Genomic DNA, 19,626 nt, shown 5'->3' with positions numbered 1-19,626 from the left:
TTATTCCTCCCATAATTTCTGTGGATACAGCCCTCCATCTTTTAAATTCTGAATGGCAGCTACTACCACAGGTTTATCTTCTTTGTAAGTTACGCCATACCATTTATCCATAGATTTCAGAACTTTTACAGTTGCTCTCTTCTCACCGAGAAGTTCATCTACTACAAATGGCAGGAAATATTCACATTTCAGCGGGTTTACTTTCAGATTCTCATCCAGGAATCTGGGGAATCTGTCTTTCAGCTCTTTCAGGATACTTGCGGAAAATCCCCACATATTCATGGATACTGTACTGCCTTCCGGAAGCATAGTCCATGTTTTTCCATCATCTTCTGTATAAGCTGTGCCGCCGTCATGCTTTTCGATATGGGTACGCTCGTTGATCTTAAGAAGATGTCCTTCTTCGTCTGTCACGCACACACCTCTTGCCACATGGCCATTCTCTGTCAAAGTATTTTCCAGTTTATAGCCGACCATCATATATCTGTAAGTATCCGCGGTATCTTCATTCTCTGTCAGGAAATCATACGCCATCTTAAATGCATGGCTTCCGTAATAATCATCTGCATTAATCACAACGAATGGTCCGTCGATTTCATTGATGCAGCTTAATACTGCATGTCCGGTTCCCCATGGTTTCACACGTCCTTCCGGTACTTCATAGCCTTCCGGAATATTGTGAAGATCCTGGAAAACATATGATACTTCTAACTGGTTACTGAGACGGTCACCGATGGCGCTTCTGAAGTCTGCTTCATTTTCTTTTTTGATAATAAATACTACTTTCCGAAATCCGGCCTGTACTGCATCATAAATGGAGAAATCCATAATGATGTGTCCCTCTTTGTCCACCGGATCGATCTGTTTCAGACCGCCGTAACGGCTTCCCATACCTGCTGCCATAACTACTAATACTGGTTTCTTCATGATTTTTTCCTCTTTTCTTTAAATGTTTTTCGTTACTCTCAGACTGCCTGGTAACTTTTTTACATTCATCTTATCATACTATGATTTTGAGGTCAAAACGTGTTACATAATACATTTCACAATCGCAAGAATTGTTATTGCCCTGCTATCCTCTATTATCATCCCTTAATACCACCAGTAACACCACCGATGATCTTCTCAGACAGGAAAATATACAAAATAAATGTCGGCAGGAATACAATGATCACCGCTGCAAACATTCCGGCCCAGTCACCTGTATATTTCATGGAGTTGATCATTCCATAAAGTCCGGGTGCAACAGGTTTCAGCTTATCCGAACTTGCGAAGATCAAGGACAGGAAATACTCGTTCCAGATATTAATAAAGTTAAAGATTGTCACTGTTACGATTCCTGACTGTGCCATTGGGAACATGATTTTCCAGAAAGTACGCATGGGAGGGCATCCATCGATTGCTGCCGCTTCCTCATAGGTTCTGGATATATTGCTGAAAAATGTAAGCAGGAAAATAGTCGTATAAGGTACGTTAATTCCCACATACAATATGATCAATACCGTTCTTCCTGCTGCCACATTATTCAGGATTCCCATACCGGAAATAATGCTGAAAAGGGGAAGAACAACCATGATCGCCGGAACACCCATGGCAGATACGAAACTGGTCTGGATAAATTTATTTGCAATAAAATCAAATCTGGACAGCACATAAGCTGCCGGTGCGCACACCAGAATCAGAATTGTGCAGGAAATTACGGAATAGATCAGAGAATTTCCGAAGAATCCTGCAACTCCGGCACCATTCCATGCTTTTGCATAATTTTCAAAATGTAATCCGGACTCAAACTTCAGGGCTTTTCCCTGGAAGATTTCTGCTGTTGTGGAAAAACTCGCCCCAAATACCCAGCCCAGAAGCGCAATGGTAAAGATTACCCAAAGCAGCAGGATGATGTATCCCGGCAGGAGTTTGACTTCTTTTTTCAGATTAAAGGGTCTGCGTGCCTCTTTTTCTTTTGCCATTTCTCATCCCTCCTTAGAATTCCAGATCATCATCTTTGATCACTTTGTTACAGATTGTAAATACAATGACTACGCAGACGCTGAGCAGTACACCGATGGCAGCTCCCAGACCTGCATTTCGTTCTGTAACTGTATTACCGCCGCCGAAAATCTGCATGTACATATAAACATAAGGGGTAATTGTCTGTGTGTCTGCAGTTACTGTGGAGAAAAGCTGTGACCATACAAAAAAGCCTACGCTGCTTACAGACCACATGGTAATATTTGTCTTAAATACTCCCTTTAACAATGGAAGTGTCATGTAACGGAACTGTGCCGGTTTGGTCGCTCCATCAATAGTTGCTGCCTCATAATATTCAGGGCTGATACGCTCAATACCGCTGAGCCAGATCAGCATATGGTATCCAACCATTCCGAAACAATATGCAAACAACAGTGCCCAGAATTTATGGTCATTATCCAGGAACTGGATCTTTGCCAGATTGTCCAGATGTAATGCCGTAAAAAGATCTTTCAGCAGACCATATCTTGGACTGTATACATACTGCAGCCACATAGTTGCAAGTGCTACTGCACTGACGATATTTGGCATATAAATGATCGCGCGGAAAAATTTCTTTCCTCTGATTCCGCTGGTAAGGATAACTGCAAATAAAAGAGACAGACTCATTACCACCAGACCGCCGATCAGCCAGATACGAAACAGGTTAAAAAATGAAGTCTTAAATAAGCTGGTACTCATCAGCTTTGTATAGTTTCCGAACCCTACAAATTTCCATAAATCCATGGAATCTGTAACTCCGTCAATCTTGAAAAAGCTCATGATCACTGTTCTGATAATCGGATAAAGAAAGATTCCCAGAAACAGCAGAACTGCCGGAGTCAGAAATACAACAATCATCGTTTTATTTTTCTTCAAACAAATACCTCCTCTGTAAGTAATACCATATCTACGGATTGCTACGCTTCGCTCCCGCAATCCTCCAGCCATTCGGAATCCGCTGATTTACTTCGTAAATCACTACTTCCTCATGTCTGTCGGTTTCAAAAAGACAGATGGTGGCAGCGTAGATACGATGCCACCATCTCTATAAATTCTTTATTTATTTCGCTGCGTCCTGCATAGTTGAAACAAATTCATCTGCTGTAATGGAACCTGCCATTAATTTGATGAAGTTTTCTTTGATAACCGGAGTCATATCTACGTTAGATTCTACGCCGCATGCCCATGTGAAACGGTTTGTGCTCTGCTCGATCACAGGTTTTGCACACTCAACCATTGCCGGCCATTCTGTGTTTGTTGTATCAGCCGGAATACCTACAGTTTCATCTGCAAGTTTCTGGTCGTATTCACCTTTTGTAATGAATGTGATCAGATCAAATGCTTCTTTTGCAAGCTTTGTATCTTTGTTGACACCAAATACCTGTGCGCCGAAATTGTTTGTTTCGATTCCGTTTGCTCCGTCTGTAAGTGCCGGATATGCGAAGCATCCCCAGTGGAAGTCAGGGCCTGCCATCTCTTTTACTTCGTTTGGTAACCAGGAGCCATTCAGATACATTGCAGCTGTTCCAAGTGCAAGCTCTGTGTTCTGACCTGCAGGCCATACGTTGGAACCAACCATCTCTGAATAATATCCGTTAGATGCAAGTTCTTCGATATCCTGTGCCATCTGAAGAACTGCAGGATCATCCCATTTACCTTCAGTTACGATCTCTTTTACTTTATCTTCGCCAACCAGTCTTGCAAGATGATATCCGATCACACATGTTGCATAGGCATCATCCATAGTCATTGGTGTGATTCCTGCATCTTTTAATTTCTGGCATACATCTTTGAATTCATCCCATGTCTTCGGTTCTTCTGTAATTCCTGCCTGCTCAAACAGATCTTTGTTATAGAAGAAAGCAAATACGTTTGGCTGATATGGAATTGTTTTTAATGTGCCGCCACCAGCATCACGGCATGCTGCCATCAGACCTGCATTTGCAGTTGCTTCATAGTCATTGTCTTTCGCAAGGTCTTCCAGATCCAAAAGATATTTACCGTACATTCCGTTTACACGGTCAATATCTTCGTCAAAAATATCAATCTGTGTGCCGCCGTCCAGTGCAGGCTGAAGTGCTTCACGGTTTCCGGTACGTCCCTTAAACTGAAGGTCTACCTTAACTCCTGTCTGCTCTGTATAAGCGTCAACTGCTTCCTGAATTACCTGACCCTGTGGCTCTGTAGCTTCCCACATTGACCAGTAAACTAATGTGTCATCAGCTGCCTGAACAGTGAAAGCCGGTGCTGCAAGTGAACCAACCATAACCGCACATAATGTTGCACTAAGCATCTTTTTCTTCATACCCATAACCTTTTTCCTCCTTTGTCGGTTTTGACATTTTGTCTTCTTCTTTTTTCTCTCTTTTCGCTCTTTTGTTGATTTTCAACAATTATTTCTTTTGGTAGTTCTTATTTTATCATTTTTGCACAAATAGTATTTGCACAAACGTCCATTTCTTTTGTACAAAAATTCATTTTCAACTGGTTTTTCATCTGTTTTTGTTGTATACTTGTACACAACAACCATATTGCAGATTTCTGACAGCAAGAGGGAGGTGTCAGTAATGGCTTTTGAGAGTATGTATCTGGAAGAAGATATTCATATTGACCGAATTTATACAATCCACTATTTTGAATACAAAAGTGATTTTCACTTTGCAGGAGAACGCCATAATTTCTGGGAATTTCAATGTGTAGATAAGGGAAAGGCGGAAATAGAAACAGATAACGGTATCTACCATCTGACAAGTGGGCAGCTCATCTTTCACAGACCAAATGAATTTCATAACCTTATTGCCATAGGAAATACCGCTCCTAATATTGTGGTAGTTTCTTTTGAATGCGATTCTCCATGTATGAAATTCTTTGAGAAAAAATTGCTGAAACTTTCTGATTCTGAAAGAAATCTCATGGGAATGCTGATTGCTGAGGCCCGCCGCTGTATCAAAACCCCTCTGGATGACCCTTATACAGAAAAGATGGAAAAGAAAGAAGATTTTTTGTTTGGTTCTCAGCAGCTGATCCGAATTTATCTTGAACAGATGCTGATCTATATGATCCGGAGAAATTCTTCTCCTCCCATGACTGTACCTGTCAGCCAATTTGTGAATCTGAAAAATAATTCCGCTGTCTATAAACGTGTCATTGCTTATATGGAGGACCACATCCGGGAAAATATTACACTCTACGATCTGTGCCATGACAATATGATCGGACGCTCCCAGCTTCAGAAAATATTTCAGGAACAACATCAGTGCGGCGCCATGGATTTCTTTTCCCGTTTAAAGATTGCCTATGCCAGACAGCTGATCCGCGAGAACCAGATGAACTTTACACAGATTTCGGAATTTCTGGGATACTCTTCCATCCATTACTTTTCCAGACAGTTTAAAAAAATTTCCGGAATGACACCTACAGAATATATTACATCAATAAAGGCGCTCTCAGAACGAGAGCGCCAGTAATACCAGACCAGTATTTTCATAATATCGAACAGCCTTTTTCTTATTTCATACTGCTGAGATTCTCTATAAATTCATCCGATGTTTCTTCTAATCTTGTAAGCTTCAGAAGTTCGCTTTGTATCTGTTCTTTATAATCCGTATCTGACTCCAGACCTGCAGCCCACATGTACGGCTTGGACATTTCTTCCACATATGGAACTGCATCTGCCAGCATCTGCGGCCACTGAGTATTGTCCGCATCTGCCGGAATAGAATTTACTGCTTCTGTCATTTTCATATCTGTCTCACCAGTACAGATAGAATATGCAAAATCAAAGGCTTCCTGCTTCATCTGGGAGTCTTTTGTCACACCAAATCCCTGTGCGCCAATCATAACCCCTTCGGTGCCATCTGCTCCATCCTTCACAGCTGGCCAGGGGAAAAATCCCCATGAATCATCAGTACCGGTGGCCTCTGTCACCTCATTTGGAACCCAGGAACCCTGAACCACCATGATTGCCTCTCCATCACCAACCTCATTCTGTCCATCCGGATGCTGAGCCGGTGCAATCTCACTCATATATCCGGCAAAAAACAGTGTTCGGATATCTGCGGCAGCCTGCTTTGCCTCAGGTATCTGCGACCAGGTGCAGTTACGGATCAACTGCTGCACTTTCTCCTGTCCAAGATATCTGGCAAGCTGATATCCATAAAGTAGATTTACGTATTCTTCATCACAGGTCATTGCACTTAAACCACTGTCACTGTTTTTGATCTTGCGACATACTCTGATCAGTTTCTCCCATGTATCGGGAATATCCTGTTCTGTAAGCCCCGCCTCTTCCCACAAGTCTTTATTGTACCACACGCCTGCAATATATGGCTGATAAGGCATGGCAAGAAGTTCTCCATTTCCCCAGCCCTCTACCTGTTCCAACAATACCGGCATAATGTGGTTCTCATAGTCTACGGTATCTGCCATTTCTTCTAATTCTGCCAGATACTCTTTATGTTCCTGTGCCATTCTCTGATAATCATCATCAAAAAGATCTATCTGCTCTCCGGCATCCAGTGCAGGACCTATCAGCGACTGGATTCCTCTGCCTTTCCACTGAATCTCTACAGAAATACCTGTAGCTTCTTCATAAGCCTGGGCTGCTTCTTTTATCACATCTGCCTGTGGTTCATCTTCTTCCCACATAGACCAGTATACAATACTCTGTTCCGGGATTTCTGTAATCTCATCTGACGCTGATACAGTAGTTGCTCCTGCTGTAAACAGCATTGACAAACAACTCATACCCACTGCAATGCTTCTCCATTTTTCCATACTGAAAATACCCTCCATTGTACCTGCTTTTACATGGATAACTGTCTGATTTTATTTTCTCCAATAATCACTTGTCTGTCAATCCCCAAAATTTATACATTTCTAACAACCATGTCGAATACTGTTCACCCTCTTTTCAACACCAGACAAAATCATCCGTTTCACTACGCAGGCTCTAGAGTGTGTTTGAAAAAGGCTCTACAACGAATATCTGCTCCGCAGGAGACTTACTTAGTTTGATCAAACAGGATTTCCATCTTCGTTCCCTTACCCGGCTCACTGTCCAGAAGAATCTTCGCATGATGCAAAACCGCGCCGTGTTTTACAATAGAAAGCCCCAGGCCTGTACCTCCGGTTTCACGTGAATGACTCTTGTCCACTCTGTAAAAACGCTCGAAGATTCTCTGCTGTTCGCTTTCCGGAATACCTATTCCGTTATCTTCCACACGAAAGTACGGTTTCCCATTAAGTTTTCCCACAAAAACCTTTACGTCTCCACCATCCTGAGTATAGCGAATGGCATTATCTGTAATATTGTAGAACATTTCATATAGTACATGGCGTACTCCCTGCATCTGTGCAGATTCGCCTGTATATTCCAGATTAATCTTTTTCTTTGCTGCCCTGTTCTGCAGATTGTTAATCACATCTTCCCCAAGTTCTCCGATATCAACCTGTTCAAACATAGTTTCTCCGTTCTTCTCATCCAGTCTGGAAAGCTGAATAATATCTGCAACCAGATTGGATAAACGCTCGGACTCATGAAAAATCCTGCCGGAAAAATCCTGTATCTTGTCCGGCGGTACCATTCCATTCATCATAAGCTCAGCATATCCGGAAATGGACATTAACGGCGTTTTTAATTCATGAGAAACATTTGCGGTAAATTCTTTTCTTGCACTCTCTGCGTTCTTCAGATCTTCCATTTGTTTCTTAATCTGCCGGTTCTGCTGATCCAGCCGAAACAGTAACGGCCTCAGTTCTTCATAACAGACATTGTCCAGCGGCTTTTCCAGATTAATCTGATTAATCGGTTCGATGAGCTTTTGTGTCTGGTTCTGTACCAGAAAAAACTCGATCACAAAGATCACACATACCAGTCCTCCAAGCAGTAGAAAACTGGATAACATAGTCATCAAAAGACTGTCTGTGGTCCTGGCCACACGAAGAATCTGATCATCTTTTAATTTTATCGCATAATAGAAAGTCTGTTTTGACAGGGTATCAGAATATCTGACCATTTCACCGAATCCCTTTTTCTCAGCTTCAATAAACTCTGGTCTGTTGCTGTGGTTTTCCATTTCAGAAGGATTCTCAATGCTGTCAAACAACACATCACCATCTTTTCCCAGAAGAGTGATGCGGCTGCTGGTGGCATTCCCTATCTTATCTGTAAGAAAGTCCCTTCCATCTTCTTCCAGTCCTGTTTTAATGTATGCAGCTTCGTCTCTGACACCTTGTTTCATATAAATATCATATCTGTTATACATGACAGTTCCTGCTGCCAGGAATGTAAGTATTACGGATAAGATAATAAGTAAACTGGTGTGACTGAATATTTTATGCTTCATTTTTCCACTCCTGTTTTTCGTCTGTTTCATCTGTTATGCACCGATCCTGTATCCCACACCCCGGATCGTTTCGATCAGATTTCCTGCCTCGCCAAGTTTCTGGCGCAGGGTTCTCACATGGACATCCACAGTTCTGGTTTCACCGTCAAAATCATATCCCCATACATGACAAAGAATCTGATTTCTTGTCATAACAAGTCCTTTATTTTCCAGCAGATACTGAAGAAGTTCAAATTCTTTTCGGGTAAGATCGATCTTTTCTTCCCGGTAACGCACCTCATGACGTCCTACATTCAGATAAAGCTCGTCGTAATGCAGTTCCCTGTCTTCATTCTGACGGGTACTTCGTCTGAGAACTGCTTTTACTCTGGCAACAAATTCCATCATACCGAAAGGCTTGGTAATGTAATCATCGGCTCCGCCTTCCAAACCTTTTACTTTGTCAAATTCCGCTTCTTTTGCAGTAACCATAATCACCGGCACATCCTTTACAGATGGCATACTTTTCAGCTGTTCCAGAATGGTATAGCCATCATCTCCCGGAAGCATGATATCCAGCAGGATCAGCTCCGGTATCTCTTCTTTCAGTGCTTTCATCAGTTCATTGCCATTGCCAAAACCCCTGGCTTTAAATCCTGTTGTTTCCAGTGTATAAATAAGAAGCTCCCTGATATTCCGCTCATCTTCTACACAATAGATCATTCTGCTTTACCTCCCCTTTATTTATCACCTGTTTTATCGTCACAAGTGTATTTCTTTTTTCAGTATACTTATTTTTTTATCCCTGTACAAGTAGATATCCGGCATCTGCTTCATTTCTTTAAAGCAAAAATCCGGCCATTTTCTCTGAAATATCTCTCAGATACTTCAGAGTGCCCGGATTTCCTGATCATGCAAATAACATCATCCGTTACTGTTCACTTCGTTCTCAGTAACGTTGCCAAAATTCATTCCAAATTGCCTGCGGCAATGGAATTTTGGCTTGTATGTCTCGGGATTTTGGCATATTCATGCCAAAACACCTCGCGGGATAATGGCATGTGTACAGTAACCATCATCCATCTGTTTATTTTTATGAAAGCTGATATTTGATTCGTGCGTCTTCCAGTTCATGATAAAATGTTTCGTCCGGATGGCTCTTGACAATATTCAGATGACTGTGAGTATCATACAGATCTTCATTCACCTGCGTCACACAGACTCCAATATTGGAACAATGGTCTGCCACACGTTCCAGACAGGTTGTAATGTCTGAAAGGATAAATCCCATCTCTATTGTACATTCACCGTTTCTCAGTCTCTGTACATGACGACGTTTCACTTCTTTGGAAAGTTCATCAATCACTTCTTCCAGCGGTTCAATTTTCTCCGCAAGTTTCATATCCTGTTTGTCAAAAACTTCATATGCCGTATTTACGATATCTTCTACTGCCTGTCCCAGCACTTCCAGATCTTTCTTTGCATTTTCGGAAAACTTCAGTCCTTTTTCATAAAGCTCCTGTGCTGATTCCATAATATTTACAGCATGATCAGAAATACGTTCAAAATCCCCGATACAGTGAAGCATAATGGAAAGGCTGTGACTGTCTGCTTCTGAAATATCTTTGTGGCTCAGCTTCACCAGATAAGTTCCCAGTTCATCTTCATAGCGATCAACCTTGGATTCCATGTTTTCCACACGTTCTACGCCTTCTTCACTGTATTTGTCCACCAGACTCAGCGCTGTAAACAGTGCATTGTGGGATTCTTCTGCCATTTTTCTGGCTGCATTGCGGCTCTGCTCCACTGCAAATGCCGGTTTCTCCAGGAAACGTGGTTCCAGAATCATAAATTCTCTGTCCTCTGCCGAAACAACAACATCCTCTTTTTTGTCCCGGATCGTAAGACAAGCAAGTTTCTCCAGTCCCTTTGCAAAAGGAAGAAGAATAATCGTTGCAGTAACATTAAATACACTGTGGATAATAGCAATTCCTGCCGGTGTTGCAGCCTGATGGAAGAAAGAAAATCCAACAACTGCATTTATAAGATAGAAAACAGTCATAAAGATAACTGTACCGATCAGGTTGAAATACAGATGTACTGCTGCTGCACGTTTTGCATTCTTCTTGGCTCCGATTGCAGAAAGGATCGCAGTAATACAGGTTCCGATGTTCTGTCCCATAATGATCGGGATTGCTGCACTGAACGGTACTGCACCTGTAAGACACAGGGCCTGCAGAATACCTACGGATGCAGAAGAGGACTGGATCACTGCAGTAAGAAGGGCACCTGCTACAACGCCTAACAACGGATTTGAGAATTTAAGTAACAAATTTGTAAATTCCGGTACTTCTGCAAGGGGTTTTACAGCAGAACTCATCATATCCATACCGTACATCAGGATTGCAAAACCAATAAAAATTGTTCCGATATCTTTCTTCTTTGAATCATTGATAAACAGAATGAAAATCACACCAACGATCGCAAGCACAGGGGAAAATGATGTTGGTTTAAACATCTGAATGATAAAATTGTCACTCTGTATTCCTGTCAGGCTTAAGATCCAGGAAGTGATCGTGGTACCGATATTTGCACCCATGATCACTCCTACTGCCTGTGATAGTTTCATGATCCCTGAATTTACAAAACCTACTACCATAACAGTCGTAGCTGAAGATGACTGGATCACCGCTGTTACTCCTGCTCCCAAAAGCACTGCTTTTATCGGATTTGAAGTAAGATTTTCAAGAATCTTCTCCAGCTTTCCGCCGGAAACCTTCGCAAGACCATCTCCCATTGCATTCATACCATACAAAAATAATGCAAGGCCTCCGATCAATGTTAATATACTGAATAAATCCATGATTATTCTCCTTTTCCCTTTTCATAAGTATACGGTTATTTACTTTCTGCCATCTGCTGGCAGTCTCAGACATGTGCAGGTATATATATGTTTTTTGTGATACATATCCCTGACTTGTTTCTCATCATAACCATACTTTGTAAAATCATCCCCATGAGAATGTTAAATCCATGTAAAATTTCCAGTCATCCTATTCATTCTATGCAAAGTTCCCATAAATCCATCCGCATTGTTAATATAAAAATAAAAAGAACCATTGCAAGAGATATGACACTAACCGGTATTCATCTCTTACAATAGTTCTTTTATCAATCTGGATTCTGTATTTCGACAGTATTATTATCAGAATCCGCGGATTTCTTCATCTTCGGAACCGGTCTTATCAATAGAACGGATTTCCAGGAAGTAACTGTAATTATCATTTACCTTTACTTCCACTCTGTCTCCAACCTTATGACCTTTTAATGCCATACCAATGGGAGATTCAATGCTGATGCGGTTTTCCATGGAGTTTCCTCTTATGGAAGTTACCAGTTTATATTTCTCAATCTCATCGTCTTCCTCGAAATATACCTCTACAATATCGTCCATTCCAACTTCATCGTCTTTGGAATCATCAGAAACAATGGTCGCTGTTTTCAGCATATTCTCAAGGTAGCGGATACGGCTTTCGTTCTGATTCTTATGCTTCTTAGCCGCATAATACTCAAAATTCTCACTCAGATCCCCCTGGGCTCTGGCTTCCTTTACAGCTTCTATTGCTTCTTTTCGCACAACCAGCTTGCGGTGGTCAATCTCCTGCTGAATTTTCTCAACATCCTTCTGTGTAAGCTTTTCTTTCATGACTGCATCTCCCTTTTACTGTTTTTCAAGTCGTTTCTCTTTCATATATTGTGCCATCTCATCAGAAATATTGTCGATCAGATAATTCTTACTGCTCTGACGTTTCTCATGCCATTGCTGGCGGATCTGGTTTTCTGTAGCTTTTATTTCGTCACGAAGACCTCTGGCAGACATACGGTGAGCACCCTGTCCCATGATAATGATCTGCTCCAGTCCATCGGATGTTGCTACCGTTACCTGATTTTCCCGGCCAATCTTATGAACCGTTTTCTCAATGTACTGATCCGCTGTCTCAGCTTCTTTGGTGTAGACTACATGGATGTTATGATAAGTGATCACTTCCTCTGCATGGCCTTCTATCTTATAAGCATCAAATACAAGAATTAACGTACATTTCTTAAAGCCCTGATAGTTGCTCAGAATATCCATCAGTTTTGTCTGAGCTGCATGGAGATTTGCATCTGCCAGCTCTTTTAAATCTTCCCAGGCATAGATGATGTTGTAACCATCTACAAGAAGATATTCTTTTTCTTTCTTCTTAGCAGAAGAACTGTTACGATAATAACTACCGCTGTCGGATTTTGAAGAAAATGTTCGTTTAAACTGTGGTTCTTTGTAACGCTTGACCGGTCCGAATGTACGCTCGAAAATGGCTTTCAGCTCTTCTTCATCCTCATAGCTTCCTACGCCGGCATTTCTGGGTGGACGATAACCCGAATCTGTCTGATTGTTACTATTCCTGTTTCCTGCTATACTTTCTTCGCTATCCGGTATGGTACTTCCCAGCTCAGACTCGTCAATCCCTTCTAAGTGCATATAATCCTCTACTTCATACCATGGCACCACAAATCCTGCTCCATGAGCACAGAATACAGAACCTGTAGGATTGTCCAGGTCACGTTCGGAATCATATCCAATCTCCGCTACAATCTCATCCTGATTCTGACATGGTGCATAGCCCTTTAATGAACAGAATAATCTGCCACGTCCCTTTGTATAGGATGTTACCTGGGCTTGATAATCTCGCATCATTGATACAGGTGCACTGCCTTTCAGAACCATCATATCATCCTCATCTGCTTCCGGCTGCTGGAAGGTTCCATTCATTTTCTGAATGTCAGTCATAGCACGCCCGATCATATCTCCCGGAATCTCAAGTCTGAACTCATAATATGGCTCAAGCAGAACACTCTTTGCTTTCTTTAATCCCTGACGCACAGCCCTGTACGTCGCCTGCCGGAAATCGCCTCCCTCTGTGTGTTTCAGATGGGCGCGTCCTGTAATCAGTGTGATCTGCATATCTGTGATGGGAGAACCGGTTAATACTCCCGGGTGCTCCCTTTCTTCCAGATGAGTCAGAATCAGACGCTGCCAGTTACGGTCCAGCACATCCTCACTGCATGCAGTAAAAAACTGCAGACCGCTTCCCGGTTCTCCCGGTTCCAGAAGCAAGTGTACTTCTGCATAATGACGCAGCGGCTCAAAATGACCTACACCTTCTACCGGCTCTGAAATCGTTTCTTTATATACGATATTTCCTGTTCCAAACTCTACTGCTACATGGAAACGCTCCCAGATCAGATGTTTTAATATCTCAATCTGAACCTCACCCATCAGCATGGCATGGATTTCTCCAAGCTGTTCATTCCATACAATATGAAGCTCCGGTTCCTCCTCTTCCAGCTCTTTGAGTTTCTTAAGCATCTGGTGAACATCACAGTCCTCGGGAAGCAGAATTCTGTAGTTAAGAACAGGTTCCAGAACCGGCATCTCAGATTCCTGCTCTATTCCAAGTCCCTGTCCGGGATATGTCTGGGAAAGACCTGTCACTGCACAGACAGTTCCTGCCGGTGCTTCTTTTGCAAGCTCAAATTTCGATCCGGAATAGATTCTGATCTGATCAGCTTTCTCTGTCTCTGTGAGAAGTTCTTTTACTTTCAGAGTTCCACCAGTGATTTTCATGTAGCTTAAGCGATTTCCCTGATCATCTCTGGCAATCTTAAATACTTTTGCCCCAAATTCGGACGGATACTCTGGTGTAAGGCAATACTTTTCCAGACCATGCAGGAATTCTTCCACACCCGTCATCTTCAAGGCAGAGCCGAAGAAGCAGGGGAAAAGCTTCCGGTCTTTGATTACTTTTTGGATGTCTTCCGTGGAAATTTCTTCTGTTTCTAAGTATTTCTCCAGCAGTTCTTCATCACAAACAGAGACTTCTTCCATGAATTGTGCATGTAATTCTTTTATCTCACCTTCTGCCAATGTTTCATCAGATGCCTTCTCCCATGTAAAGTCCACACAGTTGTCATTTAATCTCTTTTTTAACTCTGCAAGAAGTTTCTCTTTATCTGTTCCTTCCTGATCCATTTTATTGATAAAAAGAAATGTTGGAATCTGATATCTTGTCAGAAGCCTCCATAATGTCATGGTATGTCCCTGCACACCATCTGCTCCATTAATCACAAGGATCGCATAGTCCAGAACCTGTAACGTTCTCTCCATTTCCGCGGAGAAATCCACATGCCCCGGCGTATCCAGCAAAGTTATCCCCCTGTTCCCCAGTTCAAACTCTGCCTGTTTGGAAAAGATTGTAATTCCACGTTCTCTCTCAAGGTTATACGTGTCCAGATACGCATCTTTATGATCCACACGCCCCAGCTTACGAATCTTTCCCGTTAAATATAAAATCCCCTCCGACAACGTAGTCTTACCAGCATCTACGTGCGCAAGGATACCAACAACCAGTTTCTCCATTGTAGTTAAAAACTCCTTTTTCTTTATGAGTCGCTGTCTCTTTCATAAATAACTTTTAAATAAAATTCCCCTGTTAAAATACAATTTTAACACAATGATAAAGAGAAATCCATTGTAGTTCTGCCTTTAAATACAAAAAGAGCCTGCAACCGTCATAAATGCAGGCCCTTTCTAATCATTTTATTCTATTCTTTATGCGTCCCTCTTATAACTTTAATTCCACGTTCTTCTAACATCTCACAGATCTGTGTCATCCTCGGACATTCATGTTTCCCATCTGAAAGGCGACAGACGCCTACATGAATAATGTTGATCTTCTCATTAACCAGTTTGTCTATCTTTTCCAGAATTCCCTTGTCCTCTGCAGGTTCTGTTGGATTTACGTTTTTGCATCCGTTGCAGGTCATAAGTGCTGCCAGGTAAGTGTCCTCAGGATAATCCTGAAAGAAATCAGTTCTGTTCTGAAAGGCTGACAGGCAACCTACTCTGGCACATACCGCGTTAGAGTGAAGACATGTTAAAATCCCAATCTTGTTCACCTTTTTCCTCACAAAAACAAAATATGCATTTTCCCAAGACTATCATATACAACTTCCGCTTCTACCTTATAAATTCTGCGGATCAGTTCGGGAGTGAGTACTTCCTGTGGAGTTCCATAGCTTTCCAGTACACCATCTTTCAATACATAAATCTTATCGCAGTACGCCGCAGCAATATTCAGGTCATGAATAGCAGAAATAACTGTCACATTCAGTTTCTTTACCAGTTCCATCAGCATGATCTGATGTGTGATGTCCAGATGGTTCGTCGGCTCGTCAAGGATCAAGGCAGGTGTCTGCTGTGCCAGTGCCCTTGCCAGAATTACTCTCTGCTGTTCTCCACCTGAAAGAGTCGAGAATGTGCGGTCTGCAAACGTCTCCATCTGCACTGTTTTCAATGCTTCATCCACAATCTGATAATCTTTCGCATTATCCCGTTCCAGAGTTTTTTTATGAGGTGCTCGTCCCATAAGAACAACCTCTCGCACTGTGAAATCAAAATTGTAGTAATTATGCTGTGCCACAACCGCCATTTTCCTTGCAGAACTCTTGACACTCATAGAATGAAGTTCCTCTCCATCCAGATAAACAGCACCTGCATCTGGCTTCAGAATACGGTAGATACATTTTAACAACGTCGACTTTCCGCTTCCATTTGGCCCGATGATTCCTACCAGTTCTTTGTCCTGTGACTCTATGGAAATGCCTTTTAATATCTGTCGGGCGTGAAATCCAACCTGAATATCTTTTGTAGTGATCTTCATTACTTGCTACCTCCAAATCCATAGGATTTCCGCACAAGCAGATAAATAAAGCATGGAGCACCGATAATTGATACCAGCACACCAATCGGCATCTCAGAATTCTTCAGGATCACACGACATGCCACATCACACCAGATCAGAAAAGACGCGCCAAGAAGTGCGCTCAGTGGAAGTAATCTTCTGTGGTCAGTTCCAAACAGAATCCTGACTACATGAGGAATCACAAGTCCTACAAATCCGATCACGCCAGCACAATATACGGCAAATCCAATCATTACAGAAGCAACAATCAGGTAAAATGTTCTCAATCTGTGTAAATCTGTTCCAAGTGTGATAGAAACTTCATCTCCCAAAAGCATCAGATTCAGATTTCGATACTGTGTCCAGAAGATGACCACACATATCAGAGTAACCGGAAGCATCACACCTACTCTGGCCCAGCTTGCCCCTGCAAGACTTCCCATGCTCCATTTCATAACTTCCGTAGCTGCATTTTTGTCATTTGTAATGTAAATAACAAAATTTGAAAAAGCAGAGCATACCGCACTGACCGCCATTCCGGCAAGGATCAGCTTAGCTGATGTTGCCTTTCCTCCCATATTTGCAATAGCAATAACTGCAAAGGAGGTGATCATCGCGCCAATAAAAGCAGTAACTCCGACAGAGTTCCCGCCAAGAAAGCTTCCGATTCCGAGCATGATTGCCAGCGTTGCACCAAGGGATGCACCAGATGAAATACCCAGTACATAAGGATCTGCCAGCGGGTTCTGCACGATTGCCTGCATTACTACGCCACATACAGAAAGAGCCATTCCAACTGCCAGAGCCAACAGGACTCTGGGCAGTCGGATCAGCCATACAACATCGTGAATTGCACCTTCTGCATAGGCAGACAGACTTTTTATATGAAATAATTTATAAACAATGACACTGTACACATCCTTCAGCGACAGATCAGCATTACCAAAAGTAATCGCCGCAAGTATGGAAAAAATAAGAAATCCTGCAAGTCCGATGAGGACTGCCACATACATGGATGTTCTGAGCACACTGCCTTTTTTTGTCTGTGAAACCTGTTCTTTCACTGTATTTTCCTCAATCAGTCAAGATTAACGTCCGGGTATAATCCTTTTGCAAATGTTTCGATTCCATCCTGTGTACGTGTTGCACTTGCATACATCTCGCTGAGCATGATCGGATAAACACGACCGTTCTTTACAGCGTCAAGACTCTGAAGTGCTTCGTCATCCTGAATAACTGCAAGCTGGTCATTCTTAACTGTTTCCGGATCATCTCCTGCATATGGCATATATACTACGAAAATTACGTCAGGATTTGCTGCAATAATATCTTCTTTTCCAACTGTAGAAGCATCCGGGTTTGCCAGAGTCGCACCTAACTGTGTTACCATATCTCCACCAAGGCTCTTTGCACCATAGTTTGTGATATCTTCTCCAAGAGGTTCCAAAACCATTACGCTTGGTTTCTCTTCTACATCTGCTGTTGCTGTAAGAGTTTTATCGATCACTGCCTTTGCATCATCTACGATTGCCTGTGCTTTGTCCTGTACATCAAAAATCTTTCCAAGGTTTAAAATATCTGTAAATTCATTTTCCAGAGTTCTGTCTCCGTCAGGGCGTGTGTTTGTGTTGTAATAGGTGTTGCAGCCTTTGTCGATCCAGTCTGTTACATTTCCGAGGTTTTTATCAGAGAACAGGGAACTCCAGGATAAGATCATGTCTGGCTCCAACATCGTTACAGTCTCAAGGGATGGGGTAAATTCATCAAGATAATTTGTTTTAGAGAATGCTTCTTTGAGATCATCCGGAACTTCATTATCAAGACCCGCTGTAGCTACAAGGCGGTCTTCCAGTCCAAGTTTCAGCATAGTTTCAATGCTTCCCTGATATACAGCAAGAACTTTCTCCGGTGCCTTTTCATAGGTTGTTTCAATTTCATTTCCATCATAATCATAGGTTGTGATGGTCAGAGGATATTCTGTCTTTGTACCTTCTGCGTCTGCTGTTTTATCTGCATCTGCTGAATCCTGTGCGTCTGCATCTGCTGCCGGCTGGTTGTCCTCTTTGATCGTCTCAGAGTCTGCTCTCTCTGCTGCAAAAGCTGCCGGAGCTGCGGAAACTACCATAGCTGCTGCCATCATAATTGCCATAATTCTTGTAGATAAATACCTGTTTTTCATTTGACTTCCTCTCTTTTCGTATATGTCGTTTACTTGTTCGTGTAACCGAAAAGATGGAACTTCAGAAAAAGTAAAATAGAAGTGATAAAAATAACGGATACTTTTTACGGAAGCTCCTTCTTTACACTGTCAGGCAGGTTTCCTGACTCACAGATCACAGAAAGTTTCCACAAAATAAAAACTGATACAACATCCATGCTTCAGCAGTTCATGAATGTTGTATCAGAAATATTTCCAGATACTCTCTGGCAGCCGGATTCCGCCTTCTCACATATTTATGCAATGACATATTACAATCCCGCTTTTTTCTGTATACAGTGGCCGCAACCGTTCAGGCATTTCACCTGATTCCCTCTCACATTATCATACACAGAATCTGCATATGATAATGTTCACTTAACAGCTATTCAATTACGCTGATATAATTTTAGCACACTGCATTTATAATTACAACTATATTCGAGACACATCAAAATTCTTTCTTCTCCATAAGCCGTACACTACCCCAATAAGACCCCATATATACAATTACTGTGAACAATGCAACTCCAGCCAATACCATTCCCCAGTTCAGTCCATTCAGCCATGCATCGACTGCGTCTGCTGAAAGTCCAATTGTTTTTATCAGAGTATAAACTACGGCAATTATAATAGCCCACATGACCATTGCAATATAACGTCCTTTTTCCGCTCCAAAATGTATTACAAGCGGGAGTGATGCCGTCAACATAAGAAGTGCCAGTGGAATGTATATCAGGCTGCCGATGATAGTCTCACTCAGGCACCCTTGAAGCTCAGGCACCCTTGAAGCTCTGCCACGCCTTTGCAGATCACTCCCGTTATCGTTGTAATTCCCCACGCTGCAGCCGTAAGCCCTGCTCCCAGCAGATATTTCTCTGCCACATATTGTTTTCTGGTAACCGGCAAGGTCATAAGAAATGCAAGACCATTATCAAACTCATCATAACTTATAGTCGTAATGGCAAAAATTGCTGTGACAAACGTAAAATATCCTGTAGCAAAACTGATACTTCCGCTTCCTGCCAGATTCAGGATGACTCCCATTACAATAACCAAGATAAAAAACTGTTTCTGCTGTTTCATCAGTTCTATATCCTTTACAAATAATCCCTTCATACCTGTTCCTCCATCATCATTTCAAAAAGATTTCTGATTTCCTCATCGTCCAGTCCACTTCTTCTGCCCTTCATAATTGCCTGCTCCAGATCATGATATAACTGTTGTCAACTGTTTTATACTGTTATACATCGTATTTATTTGCTTATAATCAAAAATGGATATTCAACCTTATTTCCAGCAATCTTTCACA

At 42.0% G+C, this 19,626-nt stretch carries 17 protein-coding genes and 1 riboswitch; of the genes, 1 reads left to right on the top strand and 16 read right to left on the bottom strand.

Features of this window, described 5'->3' with window-relative positions:
• The 4 genes from WKT11_RS16835 to WKT11_RS16820 all read right to left on the bottom strand — a co-directional run bounded on the left by WKT11_RS16835 (window position 1) and on the right by WKT11_RS16820 (window position 4,312).
• Window positions 1-927 (bottom strand): sugar phosphate nucleotidyltransferase, encoded by a 927-nt coding sequence (locus WKT11_RS16835; protein WP_019160842.1) that lies wholly within the window; start codon window positions 925-927, stop codon window positions 1-3.
• Window positions 928-1,085: 158 nt separating this feature from the next.
• Window positions 1,086-1,964 carry a carbohydrate ABC transporter permease gene (locus WKT11_RS16830; protein WP_019160841.1) on the bottom strand — a complete coding sequence of 293 codons (879 nt, stop codon included), beginning with the start codon at window positions 1,962-1,964 and terminating at the stop codon, window positions 1,086-1,088.
• Between the two features lie 13 nt (window positions 1,965-1,977).
• Window positions 1,978-2,883 (bottom strand): carbohydrate ABC transporter permease, encoded by a 906-nt coding sequence (locus tag WKT11_RS16825; RefSeq protein WP_008705901.1) that lies wholly within the window; start codon window positions 2,881-2,883, stop codon window positions 1,978-1,980.
• Window positions 2,884-3,067: 184 nt separating this feature from the next.
• Complete coding sequence (locus WKT11_RS16820; RefSeq protein ID WP_055153397.1) at window positions 3,068-4,312, bottom strand: extracellular solute-binding protein; 1,245 nt, start codon at window positions 4,310-4,312, stop codon at window positions 3,068-3,070.
• Window positions 4,313-4,574: 262 nt separating this feature from the next.
• Between WKT11_RS16820 and WKT11_RS16815 the strand changes: the two genes are divergently transcribed.
• Window positions 4,575-5,474, top strand: coding sequence for an AraC family transcriptional regulator (locus tag WKT11_RS16815; protein ID WP_055153377.1), 900 nt, complete (start codon window positions 4,575-4,577; stop codon window positions 5,472-5,474).
• Window positions 5,475-5,514: 40 nt separating this feature from the next.
• On the opposite strand, the gene WKT11_RS16810 is transcribed toward WKT11_RS16815, so the two are convergent.
• The 12 genes from WKT11_RS16810 to WKT11_RS16755 all read right to left on the bottom strand — a co-directional run bounded on the left by WKT11_RS16810 (window position 5,515) and on the right by WKT11_RS16755 (window position 19,433).
• Window positions 5,515-6,783, bottom strand: a complete 1,269-nt coding sequence (locus WKT11_RS16810) for an ABC transporter substrate-binding protein (RefSeq protein WP_243098521.1) — start codon at window positions 6,781-6,783, stop codon at window positions 5,515-5,517.
• Between the two features lie 227 nt (window positions 6,784-7,010).
• Complete coding sequence (locus WKT11_RS16805; protein WP_117846098.1) at window positions 7,011-8,354, bottom strand: sensor histidine kinase; 1,344 nt, start codon at window positions 8,352-8,354, stop codon at window positions 7,011-7,013.
• 33 nt (window positions 8,355-8,387) lie between these two features.
• On the bottom strand, window positions 8,388-9,056 hold the full coding sequence (locus WKT11_RS16800; protein ID WP_055153383.1) for a response regulator transcription factor: 669 nt from the start codon (window positions 9,054-9,056) through the stop codon (window positions 8,388-8,390).
• 370 nt (window positions 9,057-9,426) lie between these two features.
• Entirely contained in the window at window positions 9,427-11,196 is a 1,770-nt protein-coding gene (locus WKT11_RS16795; protein ID WP_117846099.1) for a Na/Pi cotransporter family protein, read from the bottom strand.
• A gap of 342 nt (window positions 11,197-11,538) precedes the next feature.
• Entirely contained in the window at window positions 11,539-12,039 is a 501-nt protein-coding gene (gene greA, locus WKT11_RS16790; RefSeq protein WP_008705914.1) for a transcription elongation factor GreA, read from the bottom strand.
• 15 nt (window positions 12,040-12,054) lie between these two features.
• A complete protein-coding gene (locus WKT11_RS16785) occupies window positions 12,055-14,793 on the bottom strand; it encodes an NYN domain-containing protein (protein ID WP_340285235.1) in 2,739 nt (912 codons plus the stop codon).
• Between the two features lie 185 nt (window positions 14,794-14,978).
• The gene (locus WKT11_RS16780) at window positions 14,979-15,332 is read right to left on the bottom strand and encodes a CGGC domain-containing protein (protein ID WP_118610097.1); all 354 of its coding nucleotides are present in this window, start codon (window positions 15,330-15,332) and stop codon (window positions 14,979-14,981) included.
• Window positions 15,333-15,340: 8 nt separating this feature from the next.
• On the bottom strand, window positions 15,341-16,096 hold the full coding sequence (locus tag WKT11_RS16775; RefSeq protein WP_117846102.1) for an ABC transporter ATP-binding protein: 756 nt from the start codon (window positions 16,094-16,096) through the stop codon (window positions 15,341-15,343).
• Complete coding sequence (locus WKT11_RS16770) at window positions 16,096-17,181, bottom strand: FecCD family ABC transporter permease (protein WP_226839738.1); 1,086 nt, start codon at window positions 17,179-17,181, stop codon at window positions 16,096-16,098. The genes WKT11_RS16775 and WKT11_RS16770 overlap by 1 nt, the downstream gene beginning before the upstream one ends.
• Before the next feature lie 14 nt (window positions 17,182-17,195).
• Window positions 17,196-18,296, bottom strand: coding sequence for an ABC transporter substrate-binding protein (locus tag WKT11_RS16765; protein WP_340285234.1), 1,101 nt, complete (start codon window positions 18,294-18,296; stop codon window positions 17,196-17,198).
• 115 nt (window positions 18,297-18,411) lie between these two features.
• Window positions 18,412-18,685, bottom strand: a riboswitch (cobalamin riboswitch).
• 80 nt (window positions 18,686-18,765) lie between these two features.
• Window positions 18,766-19,098 carry an ABC-2 transporter permease gene (locus tag WKT11_RS16760; protein ID WP_340285233.1) on the bottom strand — a complete coding sequence of 111 codons (333 nt, stop codon included), beginning with the start codon at window positions 19,096-19,098 and terminating at the stop codon, window positions 18,766-18,768.
• A complete protein-coding gene (locus WKT11_RS16755) occupies window positions 19,074-19,433 on the bottom strand; it encodes an ABC-2 transporter permease (protein WP_340285232.1) in 360 nt (119 codons plus the stop codon). The genes WKT11_RS16760 and WKT11_RS16755 overlap by 25 nt, the downstream gene beginning before the upstream one ends.
• Window positions 19,434-19,626 lie beyond the last annotated feature (193 nt).

It is taken from the genome of Blautia sp. HCN-1074, from assembly GCF_037890165.1.
In the GTDB taxonomy this organism is placed as follows: domain Bacteria; phylum Bacillota; class Clostridia; order Lachnospirales; family Lachnospiraceae; genus Blautia_A.
This window is presented reverse-complemented; position numbering and strand designations above follow the sequence as displayed.